Source organism: Sphingomonas sp. LH128 (assembly GCF_000293195.2).
Classification (GTDB): domain Bacteria; phylum Pseudomonadota; class Alphaproteobacteria; order Sphingomonadales; family Sphingomonadaceae; genus Novosphingobium; species Novosphingobium resinovorum_A.
In genome coordinates this window covers 12,573-30,368 of the sequence record NZ_ALVC01000112.1, presented here as the reverse complement: position 1 = coordinate 30,368, position 17,796 = coordinate 12,573, and the positions used below count along the sequence as shown (strand labels likewise).

At 66.5% G+C, this 17,796-nt stretch carries 19 protein-coding genes and 1 pseudogene; 14 read left to right on the top strand and 6 right to left on the bottom strand.

The genetic code is table 11. The features are described 5' to 3' along the window. Positions 1-334 (top strand): annotated as a pseudogene (locus LH128_RS09435) (thiazole synthase); the annotation flags it as partial. A 156-nt stretch (positions 335-490) separates the two neighbouring features. Next, positions 491-1,018, top strand: a complete 528-nt coding sequence (locus tag LH128_RS09430) for a hypothetical protein (protein WP_008829389.1) — start codon at positions 491-493, stop codon at positions 1,016-1,018. On the opposite strand, the gene LH128_RS09425 is transcribed toward LH128_RS09430, so the two are convergent. The 4 genes from LH128_RS09425 to LH128_RS09410 form a co-directional block, all read right to left on the bottom strand. Then, complete coding sequence (locus tag LH128_RS09425; RefSeq protein WP_008829388.1) at positions 1,015-2,121, bottom strand: zinc-binding metallopeptidase family protein; 1,107 nt, start codon at positions 2,119-2,121, stop codon at positions 1,015-1,017. The two genes, LH128_RS09430 and LH128_RS09425, sit on opposite strands and share 4 nt — an antisense overlap. 59 nt (positions 2,122-2,180) lie before the next feature. Further along, positions 2,181-3,998, bottom strand: a complete 1,818-nt coding sequence (locus tag LH128_RS09420; RefSeq protein WP_008829387.1) for an AMP-dependent synthetase/ligase — start codon at positions 3,996-3,998, stop codon at positions 2,181-2,183. Positions 3,999-4,072: 74 nt separating this feature from the next. Beyond that, positions 4,073-5,806 carry a gamma-glutamyltransferase gene (gene ggt, locus LH128_RS09415; protein ID WP_008829386.1) on the bottom strand — a complete coding sequence of 578 codons (1,734 nt, stop codon included), beginning with the start codon at positions 5,804-5,806 and terminating at the stop codon, positions 4,073-4,075. 11 nt (positions 5,807-5,817) lie between these two features. Beyond that, positions 5,818-6,876, bottom strand: a complete 1,059-nt coding sequence (locus LH128_RS09410) for a quinone-dependent dihydroorotate dehydrogenase (RefSeq protein WP_008829385.1) — start codon at positions 6,874-6,876, stop codon at positions 5,818-5,820. 447 nt (positions 6,877-7,323) lie between these two features. Between LH128_RS09410 and LH128_RS09405 the strand changes: the two genes are divergently transcribed. The 9 genes from LH128_RS09405 to LH128_RS09365 are packed head-to-tail and all read left to right on the top strand — an operon-like array spanning position 7,324 to position 13,811. Beyond that, positions 7,324-7,764 carry an SUF system Fe-S cluster assembly regulator gene (locus LH128_RS09405; RefSeq protein WP_008829384.1) on the top strand — a complete coding sequence of 147 codons (441 nt, stop codon included), beginning with the start codon at positions 7,324-7,326 and terminating at the stop codon, positions 7,762-7,764. A 1-nt stretch (position 7,765) separates the two neighbouring features. Then, positions 7,766-9,259: a Fe-S cluster assembly protein SufB gene (gene sufB, locus LH128_RS09400; protein ID WP_008829383.1), complete on the top strand. Its 1,494-nt coding sequence runs from the start codon at positions 7,766-7,768 to the stop codon at positions 9,257-9,259. A gap of 39 nt (positions 9,260-9,298) precedes the next feature. Then, positions 9,299-9,793, top strand: coding sequence for an endonuclease domain-containing protein (locus tag LH128_RS09395; RefSeq protein ID WP_008829382.1), 495 nt, complete (start codon positions 9,299-9,301; stop codon positions 9,791-9,793). Between the two features lie 3 nt (positions 9,794-9,796). Beyond that, positions 9,797-10,549, top strand: a complete 753-nt coding sequence (sufC, locus tag LH128_RS09390) for a Fe-S cluster assembly ATPase SufC (RefSeq protein WP_008829381.1) — start codon at positions 9,797-9,799, stop codon at positions 10,547-10,549. Continuing rightward, positions 10,546-11,283, top strand: a complete 738-nt coding sequence (locus tag LH128_RS09385; RefSeq protein WP_008829380.1) for a SufD family Fe-S cluster assembly protein — start codon at positions 10,546-10,548, stop codon at positions 11,281-11,283. Before sufC ends, LH128_RS09385 begins: the two co-directional genes overlap by 4 nt. After that, positions 11,280-12,479: an aminotransferase class V-fold PLP-dependent enzyme gene (locus LH128_RS09380; RefSeq protein WP_008829379.1), complete on the top strand. Its 1,200-nt coding sequence runs from the start codon at positions 11,280-11,282 to the stop codon at positions 12,477-12,479. Before LH128_RS09385 ends, LH128_RS09380 begins: the two co-directional genes overlap by 4 nt. Continuing rightward, entirely contained in the window at positions 12,476-12,946 is a 471-nt protein-coding gene (locus tag LH128_RS09375) for an SUF system Fe-S cluster assembly protein (protein ID WP_008829378.1), read from the top strand. The genes LH128_RS09380 and LH128_RS09375 overlap by 4 nt, the downstream gene beginning before the upstream one ends. After that, on the top strand, positions 12,943-13,446 hold the full coding sequence (locus LH128_RS09370) for a GNAT family N-acetyltransferase (protein WP_008829377.1): 504 nt from the start codon (positions 12,943-12,945) through the stop codon (positions 13,444-13,446). The genes LH128_RS09375 and LH128_RS09370 overlap by 4 nt, the downstream gene beginning before the upstream one ends. Continuing rightward, on the top strand, positions 13,443-13,811 hold the full coding sequence (locus LH128_RS09365) for a HesB/IscA family protein (protein ID WP_008829376.1): 369 nt from the start codon (positions 13,443-13,445) through the stop codon (positions 13,809-13,811). The genes LH128_RS09370 and LH128_RS09365 overlap by 4 nt, the downstream gene beginning before the upstream one ends. A 165-nt stretch (positions 13,812-13,976) precedes the next feature. Here the strand turns inward: LH128_RS09365 and LH128_RS09360 are convergent, their stop codons facing one another. Continuing rightward, positions 13,977-15,119: a serine hydrolase domain-containing protein gene (locus tag LH128_RS09360; protein ID WP_008829375.1), complete on the bottom strand. Its 1,143-nt coding sequence runs from the start codon at positions 15,117-15,119 to the stop codon at positions 13,977-13,979. A 31-nt stretch (positions 15,120-15,150) separates the two neighbouring features. On the opposite strand from LH128_RS09360, the gene LH128_RS09355 reads away from it, so the two are divergent. Further along, positions 15,151-15,549 carry a hypothetical protein gene (locus tag LH128_RS09355; RefSeq protein WP_008829374.1) on the top strand — a complete coding sequence of 133 codons (399 nt, stop codon included), beginning with the start codon at positions 15,151-15,153 and terminating at the stop codon, positions 15,547-15,549. 146 nt (positions 15,550-15,695) lie between these two features. On the opposite strand, the gene mnmA is transcribed toward LH128_RS09355, so the two are convergent. Then, on the bottom strand, positions 15,696-16,850 hold the full coding sequence (gene mnmA / locus LH128_RS09350) for a tRNA 2-thiouridine(34) synthase MnmA (RefSeq protein ID WP_036525694.1): 1,155 nt from the start codon (positions 16,848-16,850) through the stop codon (positions 15,696-15,698). Between the two features lie 257 nt (positions 16,851-17,107). On the opposite strand from mnmA, the gene LH128_RS09345 reads away from it, so the two are divergent. Together LH128_RS09345 and sciP are read left to right on the top strand one after the other, a co-directional pair. Continuing rightward, positions 17,108-17,356, top strand: a complete 249-nt coding sequence (locus LH128_RS09345) for a hypothetical protein (protein WP_008829372.1) — start codon at positions 17,108-17,110, stop codon at positions 17,354-17,356. A gap of 2 nt (positions 17,357-17,358) precedes the next feature. Then, a complete protein-coding gene (gene sciP, locus LH128_RS09340; RefSeq protein ID WP_008829371.1) occupies positions 17,359-17,658 on the top strand; it encodes a CtrA inhibitor SciP in 300 nt (99 codons plus the stop codon). Positions 17,659-17,796: the final 138 nt, after the last annotated feature.

The following is a 17,796-nucleotide window of genomic DNA, read 5'->3' as shown; positions in this document are numbered from 1 at the left end:
CGCGGGCGCCGTCGCGGTGATGCCGCTGGGCGCGCCGATCGGCTCGGGCCTCGGCATCCAGAACAAGGTGACCGTGCGCCTCATCGTCGAGGGCGCCAAGGTGCCGGTGCTAGTCGATGCAGGCGTCGGCACCGCTTCGGAAGCCGCCGTGGCGATGGAACTGGGCTGCGACGGCGTGCTGATGAACACCGCGATCGCCGAGGCGAAGGAACCTGTCCGCATGGCCCGCGCGATGAAGCTGGCGGTCGAAGCCGGACGCCACGCCTATCTCGCCGGCCGCATGGGCCAGCGCCGCTATGCCGACCCGTCGAGCCCCCTCGCCGGCCTCATCTGAGCACTTCGTACCGAAACGGGACGGCCCTCCAGCTTTCCCGTTTCTGACGGCAAACTGCGCATACAAACCTTTGCATCGTAAACCGTCCAGAAAGGATGATCGTGGTTAAATCCGACTCGTGACGGGGATCTTCCCGACACATCAGGGACAATCACGATGGCCCACACAGGTACGGCTAGTCTGACGATCAACGAACTGCGCGAATTCGCCAGCTTCTCCCCCAGCGAGCAGCGCTACATCCGGCGCAGTCTCGACATCGGCCTCGGCCGCCAGGATGCCTTCAAGCTCTGGGCGCGCGACGAGGACGAACTGGCCTCGATCCGAAAGCAGTATGTGGCCTATCAGGACCTCAAGGCCCTGCGCGCGATGCGGCCGGACGACTACAGCTTCGACGACGTCGACGCCTTCATGGGCAAGCTGGTCCGGATGGCCGCATTCGACCTCGCGCAGGAACGCCTGACGAGCTTCTCCGCCTTCCGCTTCCTCTACGAGCGCCTGCTAGGCGGCTGGGCACGGCCGTGGCTCCCGGGGGCCTTCTGCGGAGCCGCAGCACTGCCGCAGATCCGCCCTGACCGCCGCCGCACCCTGCTCCACTCGATCAGCGAAGCCGCCGCCACCGCGCCCGGCTGGTCCGACCGCGAGCCGAGCTTCTATCCCGAGTTCATCGAGAAGGAAGCCGCTTAAGCCGGCACCGGCTCGACGACAGAGCCCCCTGCCCGTGCCTTCGCCGCCCGGTTATGGACGTAGTCCAGCTTGGCGACGATCGCGTCGGACAGGTGGAAGGGGTAAAGATCCGGCTGCCCCATCGAGCGGTTGATCGCGTTCATCGCGAAGGAGAGCGGCCCCATCGCTTCGGTCAGCGCACGGGTGTCGGCCGTGTAGGGATTGAAATCCAGCTCCACCTCCAGCCCGACCTCGTCGCCCGGCAGCGGAGCCAGCGACAGGTCGAAACCGCCCGCCGTCGCCAGAACGTCGACGATGTGCAGGTAATGCGCGAAGGTCTCTGCAAAATCCTCCCACGGATGGGAGGTCGCGTAGAAGCTGACGAAAGCGTCGGTCCACACTTTCGATCCATCGTCATTGTAGTGCGCCTGCAGCGCCTGTTGATAGTCGATTCGCTCATCACCGAATATCGTGCGGAAAACCTCCAGTTCGGCCGGATCGGTCTCGACCAGCCGCGACCAGTAGTGGTGGCCCACTTCATGCCGAAAATGGCCGAGCAGGGTGCGATAGGGCTCGCCCATCGCATGGCGCATCCGCTCACGCTCGGCATCGTCGGCCTCGATCAGGTTGAGTGTGATGACGCCGCAGTCGTGACCGGTGAAGATTCGCGGACTGCCCGCCTGCTCCGCCGCCGCATCGTAGAGGAAATCGAAGGCGAGGCCCTGTGTTCCGGGACCTTCCTCGGCCTTGGTTTCCAGCGGGAGGCCCAGCCTCATCAGCGTGTGGAACAGCCGCCGCTTCGCTGCCTCGATCCTGGCCCATCGGGACGGGACAGAGGGTTCGGACAAGTCGGGAATGGTGCGGTTGTGCCGACAGGCCCGGCACATCGGCGTCGTGTCGTCGCTCGCCACCAGCCAGTTGCAGATGCGATAATCGTTGTTGTTGGCGCATACGACCACTTCGGCCACCTCACCTTCGGCATCGCGCCAGACGGTCGCGCCGTCGGCCAGGAAGCGGAAGCCGTCGATTTCGGGATCGTAGCCAAGGGTGGCCTGGCAGCCGGGGCAAACCCGGACTTCGAAATGATTCAGGCGGCGGCAGTTCGGGCAGGGAAAGGCACGCATGGCGCACTCGCTATGGTTGACGTTTGCCCCGTCAACGCAGGAAGCGCGCCACCGTTTCCTTACGCGCGATAAAGCGCGTCCAACCGAGTGCCGTACCGTTCCTTGAGCTTGTGCCGCCGGATCTTGAGACTCGGGGTCATCTCCTCGTTCTCGATCGAGAACGGCTCGTCGGCGAAGGCGTATTGACGCACCTTCTCGATCACCGAGAGGTCGGCGTTGACCCGGTCGATCGCATTGCGCAGCGCGGTGCGGAACGCCGGAAGCCCCTGCAGCTTGCGGAAATCGAAAGTCTCGCCGTTATCCCGTGCCCACTGCAGCGCCCAGTCGGCGTCGGGGACGATCAGGCCGACGATGTAGGGCTTGCGGTCACCGTAAACCATCGTCTGCGCGATCTCCGGCTGGAGCGTCAGCATCGATTCGACCTTCTGCGGAGAAACATTGTCGCCCTTGTCGTTGACGATCATGTCCTTCTTGCGGTCGGTGATGGCAATGCGCCCGCGATCGTCGATATGGCCGATGTCGCCGGTATGGAGCCAGCCGTCCTTGAGCACGTTCGCCGTCGCCGCCTCATTCTGCCAGTAACCCGACATCACGAGTTCCCCGCGCACGAGAATCTCGCCGTCCGCGGCGATCCTCACCTCGACCCCGCGCATCGGCGGGCCGACGGTGTCGAACTTCACGCCCGCCGACGGGCGGTTGCAACTGATGATCGGCCCCGACTCGGTCTGGCCGTAGCCCTGCAGCAGCGTCAGCCCCATCGCGTCGAAGAATACGCCGATCTCCGGATTGAGCGGCGCCCCGCCCGAAACCAGCGCCTTCATCCGCCCGCCGAAGCGGGCGCGGATCTTGGGCCGGAGGGTCCGCTCGATCACCAGGTCGAGCGGATAGTCGAGCAGCCCGCGCTTGCCGTTCAGACGGCGCATGCCCCCACCGATCGCCCAGTCCATGAGGCGGTTGGCAACCGCACCCTGCTTCTCAATCTGCTTCATGATGCGGGTGCGCAGCACCTCGAACAGGCGCGGCACCACGACCATCACGGTCGGGCGCACTTCCTCGATATTGGCGGCGAGCTTGTCGAGGCCTTCCGAATAATAGATCTGCCCGCCCAGCCCGATCGGCAGCCACTGGCCGCCGGTGTGCTCGTAAGCGTGGCTGAGCGGCAGAAACGAAAGGAAAATCTCGCGCTTGTCCGGTCCCCGATCCCAGCCGAAGTCCTGCTCGATGATCTGCGCGGCGCCCGCCACGTTAGACAGCAGCATGCCGTGATGCTGGCGCACCCCGCGCGGCGCGCCGCCGGTGCCGCTGGTGTAGATGATGCAGGCGAGGTCCGTACGGCCGATGCCCGCGATCCGCCGATCGACCTCGGCGCGCGCCGAGGTGGCATCACCTTCGAGCAGTTCGTCCCAGATATGCGTTTCATAGGCCCCGCCCTGCATCGGCACGAGCGGCTCCAGACCGATGACCTGGCGGCACATGTCGGTCTGCACCACGGCCGGCAGCAGCGCCTTGCCCAGCTTCGCGGTCGAGACGATCGCCGCTCGGGCGCCGGAATTTTCCAGGATGTGGATGTGATCGCGCGTTGTGTTGGTGGTGTAAGTCGGCACCGTCACGCAGCCCGCCGCCATGATCGCAAGGTCGGCAAGGCACCATTCGGGCCGGTTCTCCGAGACGATCAGCACGCGCTCGCCATCCTGCAGGCCCATGCGGCGCAGCGATGCGGCGATCAGGCACACGCGCCGCGCTGCCTCGGCCCAGCTGATCGAGCGCCACTGACCATCGTGCTTTGCCCAGAGCATCGGCGCCTCGCCCAGCGCGTCGGCGCGGGCGAGGAACAGCGACACGACGTTGGCGCTGCTGTCGAAATCGGCAATGTTCATGGCGGCCCCCGGTGTATCCTTACGAACTTGTATTGTAGGCGAACGTCTAGGTGGGCTGGCGGGTTGCCACAAGCTTACTGCGAAACGGCGACACCTTCGGTACGCGGATCGCCCGATCCCATCAGCTTGCCGTCCACCACCAGCACCCCGTTGGTCTTGAGCGGCATCTCCATCGCCCGGACCGATGTGTGGCCGAGCGCCTGTAGCGCCGGTATCATCGCCTCCAGCGGCGAGCCCTTCTCGACGTTGATCGTGTCGCTCGGCGCGAAAAGCACGGGCAGAGCCAGTGCCTTGTCCACCGGCAGCTTCCAGTCGAGCACGCCGACGAGCGCGCGGATGACTTGTACCGGGATCGTCGCCCCGCCTGCGGCGCCGACGACGAACAGCAGCTTGCCGTCGGGGCCATAGACGATGGTGGGCGCCATCGAACTGCGCGGACGCTTGCCGCCCTCGACCCGGTTGGCGACGACCGCGCCGTCCTTTTCAGGCGTGAAGCTGAAATCGGTCAGTTCGTTGTTCAGATAGAACCCGCCAACCATGATGCCCGAACCGAAGGCGCTCTCGATCGTCGATGTCCACGAGGCCACGTCCCCCTGCCTGTCGACGACGACGAAGTGCGAGGTGCCGTGCTCGACGTAATGACGACCCACAGCCAGCTTGGGCGCGGGCAGCCCGGCGCTCACGGTCGGCATCGTCCGATCGGCGGAGATCAGCGCCCCGCGCCGCTTGAGGTAAGCCGGATCGATCAGCGCCGCGACCGGCACCTTCACGAAATCGGGATCGGCAAGGAACAGGTCGCGATCGGCATAAGCCAGCCGCTCGGATTCGGCGATGAGGTGCCAGGCGACCGGCGAGTCCGGCCCGAGCTTGCCGAGGTCGAAGCCCTCCAGCTGGATCAGTGTCGCCAGCACCGTGGTCGCGCCCGAAGACGGCGGCCCCATGCTGCAGATCTTGTAGACCCGGTACTTCGCGCAGGTGCTCGGCCGCTCCTTCGCCGCGAAAGCGGCGATGTCCGCCTCGGTCATCCTGCCGTTCGCGGGGGTTTCGGCCGCGACCTTGGCGGCGATCTCCCGCGCGAGGTCCCCCTTGTAGAACCCTTCCGGCCCCTTGGCTGCGAGCATTTCCAGCGTGCTCGCCAGCGCCGGGTTGCGGATCGTCGTGCCGACGGGGAGCGGCTTGCCGTCCGCGCCGTAGTAGATGCCTCGCGCCTGCGCATCATGGGCGCCGGTGTCGGGCTGCCGCGAGAGTGACTGGAAACCGCGCGGGGACAGCGTGAAGCCTTCGCGTGCAAGGTCGATCGCGGGCTGGAACAGGTCTGCCCATGGCAGGCGTCCATGCTCGGCGTGAATCTTCGCCGCGAGTGCGATGTTGCCCGGCACGCCGACGCTGCGCCCGCCTACGACGGCGGTGCGGAACGGCAAAGGCTGGCCCGAGGCGTCGAGGAAACGCGCGGGGGTCGCAGCCTTCGGCGCAGTCTCGCGCCCGTCCCACGATTCGACCTCGCCCTTCTCGTTGCCGAGCATCAGGAAACCGCCGCCGCCGATGCCCGAACTTTGCGGCTCGACCACGGTTAGCGCCAGCATCGTTGCGATCGCCGCGTCGGTGGCGCTGCCGCCGCGGCGGAGAATCGAGGCCCCCGCCTCCGCCGCACGAGGATCGGCAGCGCTGACCATACCGGCGTCGAAAACGGCAGGTCCGGTTACGGCAGGACTGCTCGCAGTGGGTTGCGAAGGGATGGTCGCCGTCGTCGCGGCACAACCAGAGAGGGCGAGCGAGGCAGTCAGCCCCAGGATCAGCTTTCCGGACATTGCAGAAAGGCTTATTCGGTTCCAACCGCCTCTGCAATCGATGCGAAGCCATCGCGGCGCATCAGTTCGAGCAAGCCCTTGTTGATGGCCTTGGCGATGCCCGGCCCTTCGTAGACCATGGCGCTGTAAAGCTGGACAAGGCTCGCCCCCGCCCGGATGCGCGCCCAGGCGTCCGCCGCATTGGCGATACCGCCCACGCCGACCAGCGGCATCGCCCCGCCGGTCGCCTTGCGGAAATCGCGCAGGCGCTGCTGCGCCAGATCACGCAGCGGCGCGCCGGAGAGGCCGCCGGTTTCTCCCTTGTGCTGCGAGGCCAGCGGCGGCCGTGAGATCGTGGTGTTGGACACGATCAGCGCGCCCAACTGCTTGTCGATGGCGATTCGCGCGATGGCGTCGACGTCGGCGGGCTCGAGATCGGGTGCAACCTTGAGGAAGACCGGAGGCCGGTGCCCTGCGCCGCAAGCCTCGTCGCGCGATTCGATCACCGCGTCGAGCAGCCCGGTCAGCGCCGATTCGTCCTGCAGGGCGCGCAGACCCGGCGTGTTCGGACTGGAGATATTGACCGCGAGGTAGCCCGCCAGCGGCGCCATCAGCCGCGCCATGATCGCATAGTCGTTGACGCGGTCGGTCGAATCCTTGTTCGCGCCGATGTTGATGCCGACAACGCCCGGACGCCGCACACGCGCCTCCAGCCGGTAGACCGCGTCCTGCGCGCCGCCGTTGTTGAAGCCCATCCGGTTGATGACCGCGCGGTCCTCGACCAGCCGGAACAGACGCGGCTGCGGGTTGCCCGCCTGCGGCAGCGGCGTGATCGAGCCGACTTCGGCGAACCCGAAGCCCAGGCCGAGCAGCGCGTCCGGCACTTCGCCATCCTTGTCGAACCCGGCGGCCATGCCGACCGGGCCGGGGAAGGCGATTCCCGCCACGGTGCTGGCCAAAGCCGGATCGGTGCGCGGCGCACTGCCGGGTCCGGACAGCTTCAGGGCCTTGAGCGCAAGACCATGGGCCTTCTCGGCCTCGATTCGGAAAAGGGCGGGTCGGATGAGGGAATAGAGCACGAGCGTGCGCATAACGCCCCCGGGAGTGTTGCTCAAACGCTTCTTCTGCTGCGGTGCGAGATGAAAAAGCCCGTTAGGGGTCATCCCGAGCCATCCAGACCTGCGAACGTGTCGCGTTTATACAATAAATCGACCCATCCGGAGCATACACGAGTCCTGCGACCCGAAGGGCTCGTAGCGGGATGCGCTCGAGTTCTTTATAACTTAAGGCGGTTTCCGATTTCGATCGGGAACCGCCTTTTTTCGCGCTTCTTGACGGCAAGCTCCCATAGATCGACCGTTAAGCAAGCCTTTTTCCATGGCTTGCGTATCTTTTGCGACGAGCTATGGCGCGGCAGCGATCAACCGTGCGAACCGCTCGCAGGTGCGAAACGGCCATTGAAACCCGCCGCGCGCTGCACTAGGTGCAAATCGGAAAGAATTGATCCGATTTAAACACAGGAACCAGAAAGCCCGTTCATGCGCCTGTCGAGTATGACAGACTATGCCGTCGTCATAATGTCCGCTGCGGCGCGGCATTGCGGCACCTGTTCGCTCATCGAGCAGGCGGGCGGCAAGCGTGCGCGCATTTCCGCCGCCCAGCTGGCGGAGGAAACCGGCCTGCCTGCTCCTACCGTCCAGAAGCTGGTGAGCAAGCTCTCCGCAGCCGGACTGATGCGTTCGTCGCGCGGTGTCGGTGGGGGTCTGCGACTCGCACGGCCTCCCGCCACGATCTCGCTGGCGGACATCGTCGAGGCGGTGGAAGGGCCGATCGCCCTCACCGCCTGCATCGATCGCGCGAAAAGCGACTGCACGCTGGAATCCTGTTGCAACGTAAAAGGCCACTGGCCGCAGGTGAATGCGGCCGTGCGCGGGGCGCTCGCCCAGGTGGCGCTGACCCAGCTCGTTGAGGAAGTTTGAGATGACCGAAGAAACCCTCCCCATCGCGCCAGAACGCGATCAGGCCGCGCGCGAGGCGGCAGCCCGCGTCGCCGAGTACGAGCACGGCTGGTCCTCGGACATCGAGCAGGAATACGGTCCCAAGGGCCTGTCCGAAGACACCATCCGCTTCATCTCGGCCAAGAAGGACGAGCCCGAATGGATGCTCGACTGGCGCCTGAAGGCTTACGCAAAGTGGCTGGAGATGACCCCGCCGGACTGGGCGAAGCTCGATATTCCGCCGATCGACTACCAGGAATCCTACTATTGGGCCGCGCCCAAGAAGAAGGATGCGCTCGCCAGCCTCGACGAGGTCGATCCCGAGATCCTGCGCGTCTACGAAAAGCTGGGCATTCCGCTGGAGGAGCAGAAAGTGCTCGCCGGCGTCGAGGGTGCGCGCAAGGTCGCGGTGGACGCGGTGTTCGATTCGGTTTCGGTCGCCACCACCTTCCGCAAGGAACTGGAGCAGGCGGGCGTCATCTTCCGCTCGATCTCCGAGGCGATCCGCGAATTCCCGGAGCTGGTGAAGAAGTGGCTGGGCCGCGTGGTGCCCGTGCATGACAACTACTTCGCGGCGCTGAACTGCGCGGTCTTCTCGGACGGCACCTTTGTCTACATTCCCGAGGGCGTGCGCTGCCCAATGGAGCTGAGCACCTATTTCCGTATCAACGCGGAGAACACCGGCCAGTTCGAGCGCACGCTGATAGTCGCCGAAAAGGGCAGCTACGTCTCGTACCTCGAAGGCTGCACCGCGCCGATGCGCGACGAGAACCAGCTTCACGCCGCCGTGGTCGAGCTGGTCGCGATGGAGGATGCGGAGATCAAGTACTCCACCGTCCAGAACTGGTATCCGGGCGATGCCAACGGCAAGGGCGGCATCTACAACTTCGTCACCAAGCGCGGTCTGTGCCAGGGCGCGCGTTCGAAGATCAGCTGGACCCAGGTGGAAACCGGCTCTGCGGTGACCTGGAAGTATCCCAGCTGCGTGCTCAACGGCGAGGATTCGGTGGGCGAGTTCTACTCGGTGGCGGTCACCAACAACTACCAGCAGGCCGATACCGGCACCAAGATGATTCACAACGGCAAGGGCAGCCGCTCGACGATCATCTCCAAGGGCATCTCGGCAGGCAAGAGCAACAACACTTATCGCGGCCTCGTCCGCGTGGGCGCCAACGCCGATGGCGTGCGCAACTTCACCCAGTGCGATTCGCTGCTGCTCGGCAAGGAGTGCGGCGCGCATACGGTGCCCTATATCGAAGTGCGCAACCCCAGCGCCCAGATCGAGCACGAGGCGACCACCAGCAAGATCAGCGACGACCAGCTGTTCTACGCCATGCAGCGCGGCCTCGACACCGAACAGGCGGTGGCACTGATCGTCAACGGCTTCGCCAAGGAAGTGCTGCAGCAGCTGCCGATGGAATTCGCGGTGGAAGCGCAGAAGCTGCTGGGCATCAGCCTTGAGGGGAGCGTGGGCTGACCCCCCTCCCCCGACATGAATAACGAAGGACCAGAAACCATGACCGCCGCCCGCAAGACTTTGGGCATCAGCCTCGCCTCCAACGGGCCGAAGGCAGACGCCAAGGCCAGCTTCGCCGTTACCGGCACGCGCCTCGAAACGCTGAAGGAGCGCGCCAGGGACCAGCGCCGCAACCCCAGCGAGGCGCAGAAGGCGCTGTGGGCGAAGTTGTCCGGCTCGCAGCTGGGCGGGGTGAAGTTCACGCGGCAGTCGATCGTCGGCTCGGCGATCGTCGATTTCGCCTGCCCTTCGCGCTGGATCGTGATCCAGCTGAGCGCCGAGGATTCCAACCCCGACGTCAACGAACTGCAGGACCGCAAGCTCACCGAAGTCGGCATCCGCGTGCTGCGCTTCTCGGAAGAGGAAGTGCTCGGCCAGGTCGATACCGTGGTCCGCGAAATCAACACCGAACTCAACGTGCCCTTCGACAAGCGCTCCGCGCGCAAGAAGGCTGGCTCGCGTCCGGCAGGGACGTTCGTGAGCGACGAAGGATAAGCCATGCTCAAGATCGATAACCTGACAGCAAACGTCGCCGACAAGCCGATCCTCAAGGGTCTGTCGCTCACCATCAATCCCGGCGAGATCCACGCGATCATGGGCCCCAACGGCGCGGGCAAGTCGACGCTGGGCTACACGCTGGGCGGCCGTCCGGGCTATGAAGTGACCGGTGGTTCGGTGGATTTCGCAGGCCAGGACCTGCTCGAACTCGAACCGCACGAGCGCGCTGCCGCCGGCCTGTTCCTGGGCTTCCAGTACCCGGTCGAGATTCCCGGCGTCTCCTTCGTCCAGTTCCTGCGCGAGGCGGCCAACGCCCAGCGCAAGGGGCGCGGCGAAGAACCGCTTTCGGGCGGCGAATTCCTCAAGCTCGCCAAGGAAAAGGCGGGCCTGCTGCGCATGGACATGGACATGCTCAAGCGCCCTGTGAACGTCGGCTTCTCAGGCGGTGAGAAGAAGCGCGCCGAGATGGTGCAGATGGGCATCCTGAACCCCAGGCTGGCGATCCTCGACGAGACCGACTCCGGCCTCGACATCGATGCGCTGCGCATCTGCGGCGAAGGCATCAACGCGATCATGCGCGCACCCGACAAGGCAGTGCTGCTCATCACCCACTACCAGCGCCTGCTGGACTACGTGAAGCCCGACTTCGTCCACGTCCTCGCCGCAGGCCGCATCGTCAAGTCGGGCGGCCCCGACCTCGCCCTGCGCCTTGAGGAAGAGGGCTACGAGGCGGTGGTGCAGGAGGCGGCATGAACGTCGAACTGGCCCTCCCCACCCGCAGGCACGAGGACTTCCGCTACTCCGACATCGCGGCGCTGGAGACCGTCTGGCCGATCGTGACCGAAGAGATCGCGGTCGCGGACGGTGTCGAGGATTCGCTGCAGATCGTCGAGACCGGTGCCGGAGCCGTCGCCCGCCACATCGCCATCACGCTCGGCAAGGGCGCGAAGTTCGATCTTCGCGTGCTGACCGCCGGGCCTGCCTATGGCCGCATCGCAGTGGACGTGCGGCTGGCCGAAGGCGCCGACTTCACGCTGGGCGCGGCGCAGCTGGCTACGGCTGAAGAGACTCTGGAGATCGTCACCGAAGTCACCCACGCGGGCCTCAACGCCACGTCCGAGCAGATCGTGCGCACGGTGCTGGCAGGCAAGTCGGTCGGCACCTACCTCGGCCGCATCGCGGTGGAGCGCGGCGCCGACGGCACCGATGCCGAGCAGTCGGTGCGCGCCATGCTGCTGGAGCGTACGGCGACCGCCAATGCGCGCCCGGAACTGGAAATCTACGCCGACGACGTCAAGGCCGCGCATGGCTGCGCGGTGGGCGAACTCGACGCGCAGGGCCTGTTCTACCTGATGAGCCGTGGCCTCACCCCGCCGCAGGCCAAGCGCCTGATGCTGCAGGCCTTCATCGCTGAAGCCTTCACCGGCGCGGCGGGCGAAGAGGAACTGAGCGCGGCGGCGATCGCCCGTCTGGAGGCGATCCTGTGACGCTGGACACCGCAGAACTCGCGCTCAAGAGCCAGTTCCCGGGTCTGGCGGGTGACTGGCACTACCTCGACACCGCCGCCACCGCGCAAAAGCCGCAGGCCGTGATCGACGCCACCGTCGCTGCCATGGGCCGCGACTATGCGACCGTCCATCGCGGCGTCTATGCCCGCTCGGCCGACATGACGCTGGCGTTCGAGGCGGCCCGCCGCCGCACCGCCGCGTTCCTGAACGCAGAGGAAGACGAGATCGTCTTCACGCGCGGGGCGACCGAATCGATCAACCTCGTCGCGCAGAGCTGGGCCGCTGCGAACCTTCAGCCCGGCGACCGCATCCTGCTCTCGACGCTGGAGCACCACTCCAACATCGTGCCCTGGCAGCTGCTGCGCAACGGCGTGGAGATCGACGTCTGCCCGCTCGACGCCGAAGGACGGATCGACCTCGAAGCCGCCGAGCGCATCCTGACGCCCGCGCACAAGCTGGTCGCCTTCGCCCACGTGTCGAACGTGCTGGGCTCGGTGCTCCACGTGGAACACGCCGCGAAGCTGGCGCATGCGGTCGGCGCCAAGCTGCTGATCGACGGTTGCCAGGCCGCCCCGCGCCTCGCACTCGACGTGAAGGCGTTCGACTGCGACTTCTACGCCTTCTCCGCGCACAAGCTCTACGGCCCGACCGGGATCGGCGTGCTTTGGGCGCGCAAGGAAATCCTCGAGGGGATGCAGCCTTGGCAGGGCGGCGGCTCGATGATCGACAAGGTCACCTTCGAGAAGACCACTTACGCCCCCGCGCCACAGCGCTTCGAGGCCGGCACGCCCAACATCGTCGAGGCCATCGGCATGGCCGCCGCGATGGACTGGCTTGCCGCCATCGGCCTGAACCGCGCCGAAAAGCACGAGCGTGATCTTGCTGTCCTGCTGCGCAGCGAACTGCGCAAGCGTAACGATGTGACGCTGTTCGGGCCGGACGATTCGCTCGGCATCGTCAGTTTTGCGCTCGACGGGGTGCATCCGCACGACCTCGGCACCATATTGGACGAAGAAGGCGTGGCGATCCGCGCCGGGCACCACTGTGCCCAGCCGCTGATGGAACACCTTGGCGTCCCCGCGACGGCGCGGGCCAGCTTCGGTCTCTACAGCGATGAAAGCGATATCGAGGCGCTCCTGAAAGGGATCGAGCGCACCAGGAGAATTTTCGGATGAGTGACCAGAAGCCTGCATTCAGCGTAGAGGAAGTCGATGCGGCTCCCCCCGCTCCGCGTGCGCGCGTGGACGATGCCGTGCCCCCGCCCGAGGAACGCAAGCGCGACTATCTCGATGGGTTCCTCGCCGAAAAGCCACAGGCCATCGATCCGGCCGACCCGGGCGGTGCGATCTACGACGGCGTGATCGATGCGCTGAAGGAGATCTTCGACCCCGAGATCCCGGTGAACATCTACGACCTCGGACTGATCTACGGCGTCGAGGTTTCGCCTGAAGCCTCGGTGCAGGTCATCATGACGCTCACCACCCCCCACTGCCCGGTGGCCGAATCGATGCCGGGCGAAGTGGAACTGCGCGTTTCCGCCGTACCCGGCGTGCGCGACTGCGAAGTGAACCTCGTCTGGGATCCGCCGTGGGACATGGCCAAGATGACCGACGAGGCCAAGCTGGAACTGGGAATGCTGTGAGCGATACCCTCGCCCCTGACCTTGTGATCACGCGCGCCGACTTCGCCGATCCTGCCGACGCGGCGGCGATCGTGGCGATGCTCGACGTCTATGCGCGCGATCCGATGGGTGGTGGCGAACCGCTTTCCGACGACGTGCGCGAACGGCTGGTGCCGGCTCTGGCGCAAGTGCCCGGCGCCTTCGTGCTGCTCGCGCGGCTAGACGGTGAGGCCGTGGGCATCGCCAACTGCTTCACCGGCTTCTCGACCTTCGCGGCGCGCCCTTTGGTCAACATCCACGACATCGCCGTCGCCCCCGGCCATCGCGGCAAGGGCATCGCCCGCGCCCTGTTCGCCGCGATCGAGGTCGAGGCCCGTACGCGCGGCGCCTGCAAGATCACGCTCGAAGTGCTGAGCGGGAACCAGCGCGCCAAGGAACTCTACGCATCGCTGGGCTACGGCGACTACCAGCTCGACCCCGAAACCGGACACGCGCTGTTCTGGCAGAAGAGGCTCTCATGACCGAAACCACCACCACCAAGACCCGCCCTGCCCGCCCCGCCGCCGTCATCCTGACGCCGAACGCGGAAACCCGCATCGCCAAGCTGATGGGCGAGGCCCCTGAAGGCGCGATCGGCGTGAAGCTGTCCACCCCGCGCCGGGGCTGCTCGGGCCTCGCCTACTCGGTCGACTACGTGACCGAGGAAGCTAAGTTCGACGAGAAGATCGAGACCCCCGGCGGCCTGTTCTACATCGACGGCGCCTCGGTGCTGTACCTCGTGGGTAGCACGATGGACTGGGTGGAGGACGATTTCACCGCCGGGTTCGTGTTCAACAACCCCAACGCCAAGGGTGCGTGCGGCTGCGGCGAGAGTTTCACGGTCTGAGGCCTTCAGGCCCCACCCCGTCCGGCTAGTTCGCTTCGCTCTCAAGCCTCCCGGCCATCCCGCAAACGGGAGGGCTGACGCTCTTTCCCCTCCCGCAAGCGGGAGGGCCAGCGAGACTTAGGCCGTAGGCCTTAGTCGCAGCGGGGCGGGCGCCCCGCCCGCCCCTCAATTCTTCGGAAACAGTGCCAGCAACGCGCCCAGCCGGTCATGCACCTCGCGCGCTTGCGCCGGGTCGCTGTGGCCGATGCGCACGACCGTCAGCAGTTGCCCGGGCGAGCCGATCACGAACTGCCCGTAATCCCCAAGGCACGCGAAGACGTCCTTCTCCGCCGCACCGGGCCAAAGGCGGGCGCCGTCGCTCGCCTCCCCGCGATTGAGCCAGACGCCCGCACCGTAGCCGGGCTCGCGCGGGCTTGGTTCCAGCATGAACTGCATCCAGCGGCGCGGCAGGATCTGCGCGCCGCCGACCGAGCCGGTGTGGCGGATGAACTCGCCCAGATTGCCCCAGTCGCGCGCGGTCATGGCGATCATGCCCGAGCCGATCATCGTACCCGCCCGGTCGTACCCGACGATCGCCGAGCCCAGCCCGATCGGCTGCAGCACGCGGTTGCGTAAGTAGTCGCTCACCGCCGCCCGCCGCCGCAGCGCATCGTGATCGGGCGAGAGTACGCGTGCGGCGAGGTCCGAAAGGATCACCGCGCTGGCCGAGGAATGCACGAAGATCTTGCCCGCCGGGGCCTCGAGCGGCTGCGCCTCGGCATAGGAGGCCATGTCGTCGCGGCCATCGAGGAACAGCATGCGCATGCGGTCCGATTCGTCCTCGATGCGGCCGGTCCCCGCGCTGGTCGTCTCGACGTGGCGCAGGCCCGAGCGCATTTGCAGGAGCTGGCGCAAGGTGATGACGCCGCGCGGGTCGCCGGGTCGCTGCCATTCGGGCACAGGGGCCGATTCGTTGAGGCGCAGGCGGCCGTCGCTGACCAGTTGGCCGATCATCAGCGCGGTCACGCACTGGCCAGCCGACCAGCCGGGAAGGCGCGAATCGGGCTTAACGCCCTCGCCGTAGCGCTCGACCACGACCGAGCCGCGCTTGAGAATGACGAGGGCGTCGGTTTTGCCCACCGCCTCGTCGTCGAACAGGCGGTCGATGGTCCGCCCCAGCGATTCGCGCGGGGCGCCGCCAGCATCCTTGATCGCGGCGAGCGATTCGGTGCTCGGCGGCGGCGGTCCTTCGGGCGCGCCGGAGCCGCAGCCCCACAGGGCTGGCAGCATCAGCATCGCGGCGATAAGGGGGGGACGGCGCACCGACATGGCGCGCCGGTCATGTGCGAGGCGTTTGAGAATGGCAACATCCGGGCAACCCGGACCGGGGGACAAGGCCGCAGGCGGGGCCTACCCGACGCGGCAGCCCTCGCGGTGGAAGCGCAACGTGATCCTGCTCGTGCTGCTGGCCGCCGTGCTGGGGCTCGGCTGGATGTGGCGCGGCTTGCGTGAGGAAGCGCTGGTCGGCGCCGCCTATGGCGCACGGATCGGCTGCGTCTGCCGGTTCGTATCGCAGCGGCCGATGGACTTGTGTGAGGGCGATCTCAAGGTGGCGGGACTCGCGGGCGCCGGGCGCTGGGTATCGCTGTCGGAGGACGCCGATACGCGCACGGTCAGGGCCTCGGTGCCGCTGCTGGCGAAGCAGAGCGCGGATTTCGATCCCGCGCGCGGATGCCGGCTGGAGCCGTGGCAGGATTGAGCAGGATTGCCCACTCCTGCCCCCTCCCGCAAGCGGGAGGGGAATGAGAGCACAGCGTTTCGCCCTCCCGCTCATCCTGAGCTTGTCGAAGGAGGGAGGGCCGCGAGAGTTGGCGATTTATCGCCTACTCGCAGCGGGGTGGGCCTTTACGCCGCACTCTCGGTCGAATCGATCCAGCCGCCGCCGATCACCCGCTCCCCGGCATAGATAACCGCCGCCTGACCCGGCGCTACGCCGTATTCGGGCGCAGCGAAGCGGATCGTCGTGTCCGCGCCCTCGCCCAGCGGGCCGTCGAGCACGATCGGCACCGGCTTGGCCAGCGAGCGGACCTTGGCGGTCAGCGGTGCATCGGGAATCGGCCCGATGCGATTGGTCTCCACCAGCCGCGCCGAGGCGGTCGCCAGCAGGCGGCGCGGGCCGACACGGACCTGTCGGGTTTCCGCCTCTATGCCGGTGACGTAGAGCGGCTCGGGCTGGCCGCCGATCTCGAGGCCCCGGCGTTGGCCCACGGTGTAGTGGATGACGCCGCGATGGCTGCCCAGCACCGCGCCGGTCTCGGCATGGACGATCTCGCCCGGTGCCTCGCCCTCGGGACGGACGGCGCGCACGATCTTGGCGTAGTCGCCATCGGGCACGAAGCAGATGTCCTGGCTGTCGGGCTTGGCCGCGACGCGCAGGCCCGCCGCTTCGGCCAGACGGCGCGTCTCGGTCTTGGGCAGGCCGCCGAGGGGAAAGCGCAGGAAATCCAGCTGCTTCTCGGTGGTGCCGTAAAGGAAGTAGCTCTGGTCGCGCGCCGGATCGAGGGCGCGGTGCAGCTCGGAACCCGCCGCGCCCATCACCCGGCGCACGTAGTGACCGGTGGCGAGGCAATCCGCGCCCAGTTCGCGCGCCATCGTCAGGAGGTCGGTGAACTTCGGCCCCATGTTGCAGCGGATGCAGGGGATCGGCGTGCGCCCGGCGAGGTAGTCGTCGGCGAAGCGCTCGACCACTTCCTCGCGGAAGGCGCTCTCGTGGTCGAAAACGTAGTGGGCGATGCCGAGCCGGTCGGCGACCGCGCGCGCGTCGCGAATGTCGTCGCCCGCGCAGCACGCACCCTTGCGGCCGGTCGCGGCGCCGTAGTCGTAGAGCTGCAGCGTCACGCCGATAACTTCCGCCCCGCTCGCGGCGGCAAGAGCGGCGACGACCGAACTGTCCACGCCCCCTGACATGGCCACGACGATGCGGCGGGCGGACAAAGGCTCGGCAAGCTGGAACAGTTCGGCGGGGTCGAGCCCGGGAAGAAGATCGGAAAACGCGGTCATGGTGGGGGCGCACATACAGCCAAGCGCGCCGGATTCCTATCCTCCGCCTTTTTCGCCCCCTTTCCCATCGTGAAGAAAGGGTAAAAACGGCTTTTACGATCCCTTGACCACCTGCGGGTTATAGGGCCTGCATCATGAACGTCGCACCACATCACATGACCCCCGATACAGGGGACGCTCCGGGTCGCACCGCAGGGATACCTGCGGTTCCGGGCTGCGACGGGCTTTCCGAAGGGCACCTTCCCGCCGATCCCGCAATGATCGACTGGCAGGCGCTGCGCTCCCGCCTCTTCGCCACGCACGACCGGCTCGGTGTGCTGGGAGAGGACGCGGCAGCCACACGGCTTCGGCTGCGCGGCAGCTTCGACGGGTGCGCCGCCTCGGCTCTCAATGCTTACGAAGAATGCTCAAGAAACGTTAACCTTGATGCTTCAAGCAATGGCAAGCCCGTTGGAGGCAAGGATTCTCCAGTCGCCGATGTGAACGATAGCGGCGAACGAGGGTAAAGATGATCGAGAACCAGAAAATCCGTCCGGCACAGGTGATCGGCCCGCTCGGCGAGCCGCTGACGGTTGCCGACCTCCCCCCCCCAAACACCACGCGCTGGGTCGTGCGCCGCAAGGCCGAAGTCGTCGCCGCCGTCAACGGCGGCCTGCTGACGATCGACGAAGTCTGCGAGCGCTATTGCCTCACGCTCGAGGAATTCGCCTCGTGGCAGCGCGCCGTCGATCGTTCGGGCATGCAGGGCCTGCGTGTGACACGAATCCAACACTATCGCGATCTCTACGAGCGCCAGCAGAAGTTCTGAGCACTCTCTAACTTCGTCAACCAAGTCTAAAGGCGGCCGTGGAGCATCTTCACGGTCGCCTTTTCACGTTCCGACGCAATAAAACGCATTTACCTGGCCAGACTGGCGCAATGAAGTCGTTCGTCGATGCCTGTCGAC

What these genes read in the sequence shown, in the direction of transcription:
- LH128_RS09410 (WP_008829385.1), bottom strand. Translation starts at nt 6,876, where the DNA reads ATGCGCACGCTCGTGCTCTATTCCCTCATCCGACCCGCCCTTTTCCGA.
- LH128_RS09405 (WP_008829384.1), top strand. Translation starts at nt 7,324, where the DNA reads ATGCGCCTGTCGAGTATGACAGACTATGCCGTCGTCATAATGTCCGCT.
- sufC (WP_008829381.1), top strand. Translation starts at nt 9,797, where the DNA reads ATGCTCAAGATCGATAACCTGACAGCAAACGTCGCCGACAAGCCGATC.
- LH128_RS09420 (WP_008829387.1), bottom strand. Translation starts at nt 3,998, where the DNA reads ATGAACATTGCCGATTTCGACAGCAGCGCCAACGTCGTGTCGCTGTTC.
- sufB (WP_008829383.1), top strand. Translation starts at nt 7,766, where the DNA reads ATGACCGAAGAAACCCTCCCCATCGCGCCAGAACGCGATCAGGCCGCG.
- LH128_RS09395 (WP_008829382.1), top strand. Translation starts at nt 9,299, where the DNA reads ATGACCGCCGCCCGCAAGACTTTGGGCATCAGCCTCGCCTCCAACGGG.
- mnmA (WP_036525694.1), bottom strand. Translation starts at nt 16,850, where the DNA reads ATGACCGCGTTTTCCGATCTTCTTCCCGGGCTCGACCCCGCCGAACTG.
- LH128_RS09385 (WP_008829380.1), top strand. Translation starts at nt 10,546, where the DNA reads ATGAACGTCGAACTGGCCCTCCCCACCCGCAGGCACGAGGACTTCCGC.
- LH128_RS09365 (WP_008829376.1), top strand. Translation starts at nt 13,443, where the DNA reads ATGACCGAAACCACCACCACCAAGACCCGCCCTGCCCGCCCCGCCGCC.
- LH128_RS09425 (WP_008829388.1), bottom strand. Translation starts at nt 2,121, where the DNA reads ATGCGTGCCTTTCCCTGCCCGAACTGCCGCCGCCTGAATCATTTCGAA.
- sciP (WP_008829371.1), top strand. Translation starts at nt 17,359, where the DNA reads ATGATCGAGAACCAGAAAATCCGTCCGGCACAGGTGATCGGCCCGCTC.
- LH128_RS09355 (WP_008829374.1), top strand. Translation starts at nt 15,151, where the DNA reads ATGGCAACATCCGGGCAACCCGGACCGGGGGACAAGGCCGCAGGCGGG.
- ggt (WP_008829386.1), bottom strand. Translation starts at nt 5,806, where the DNA reads ATGTCCGGAAAGCTGATCCTGGGGCTGACTGCCTCGCTCGCCCTCTCT.
- LH128_RS09430 (WP_008829389.1), top strand. Translation starts at nt 491, where the DNA reads ATGGCCCACACAGGTACGGCTAGTCTGACGATCAACGAACTGCGCGAA.
- LH128_RS09360 (WP_008829375.1), bottom strand. Translation starts at nt 15,119, where the DNA reads ATGTCGGTGCGCCGTCCCCCCCTTATCGCCGCGATGCTGATGCTGCCA.
- LH128_RS09375 (WP_008829378.1), top strand. Translation starts at nt 12,476, where the DNA reads ATGAGTGACCAGAAGCCTGCATTCAGCGTAGAGGAAGTCGATGCGGCT.
- LH128_RS09345 (WP_008829372.1), top strand. Translation starts at nt 17,108, where the DNA reads ATGATCGACTGGCAGGCGCTGCGCTCCCGCCTCTTCGCCACGCACGAC.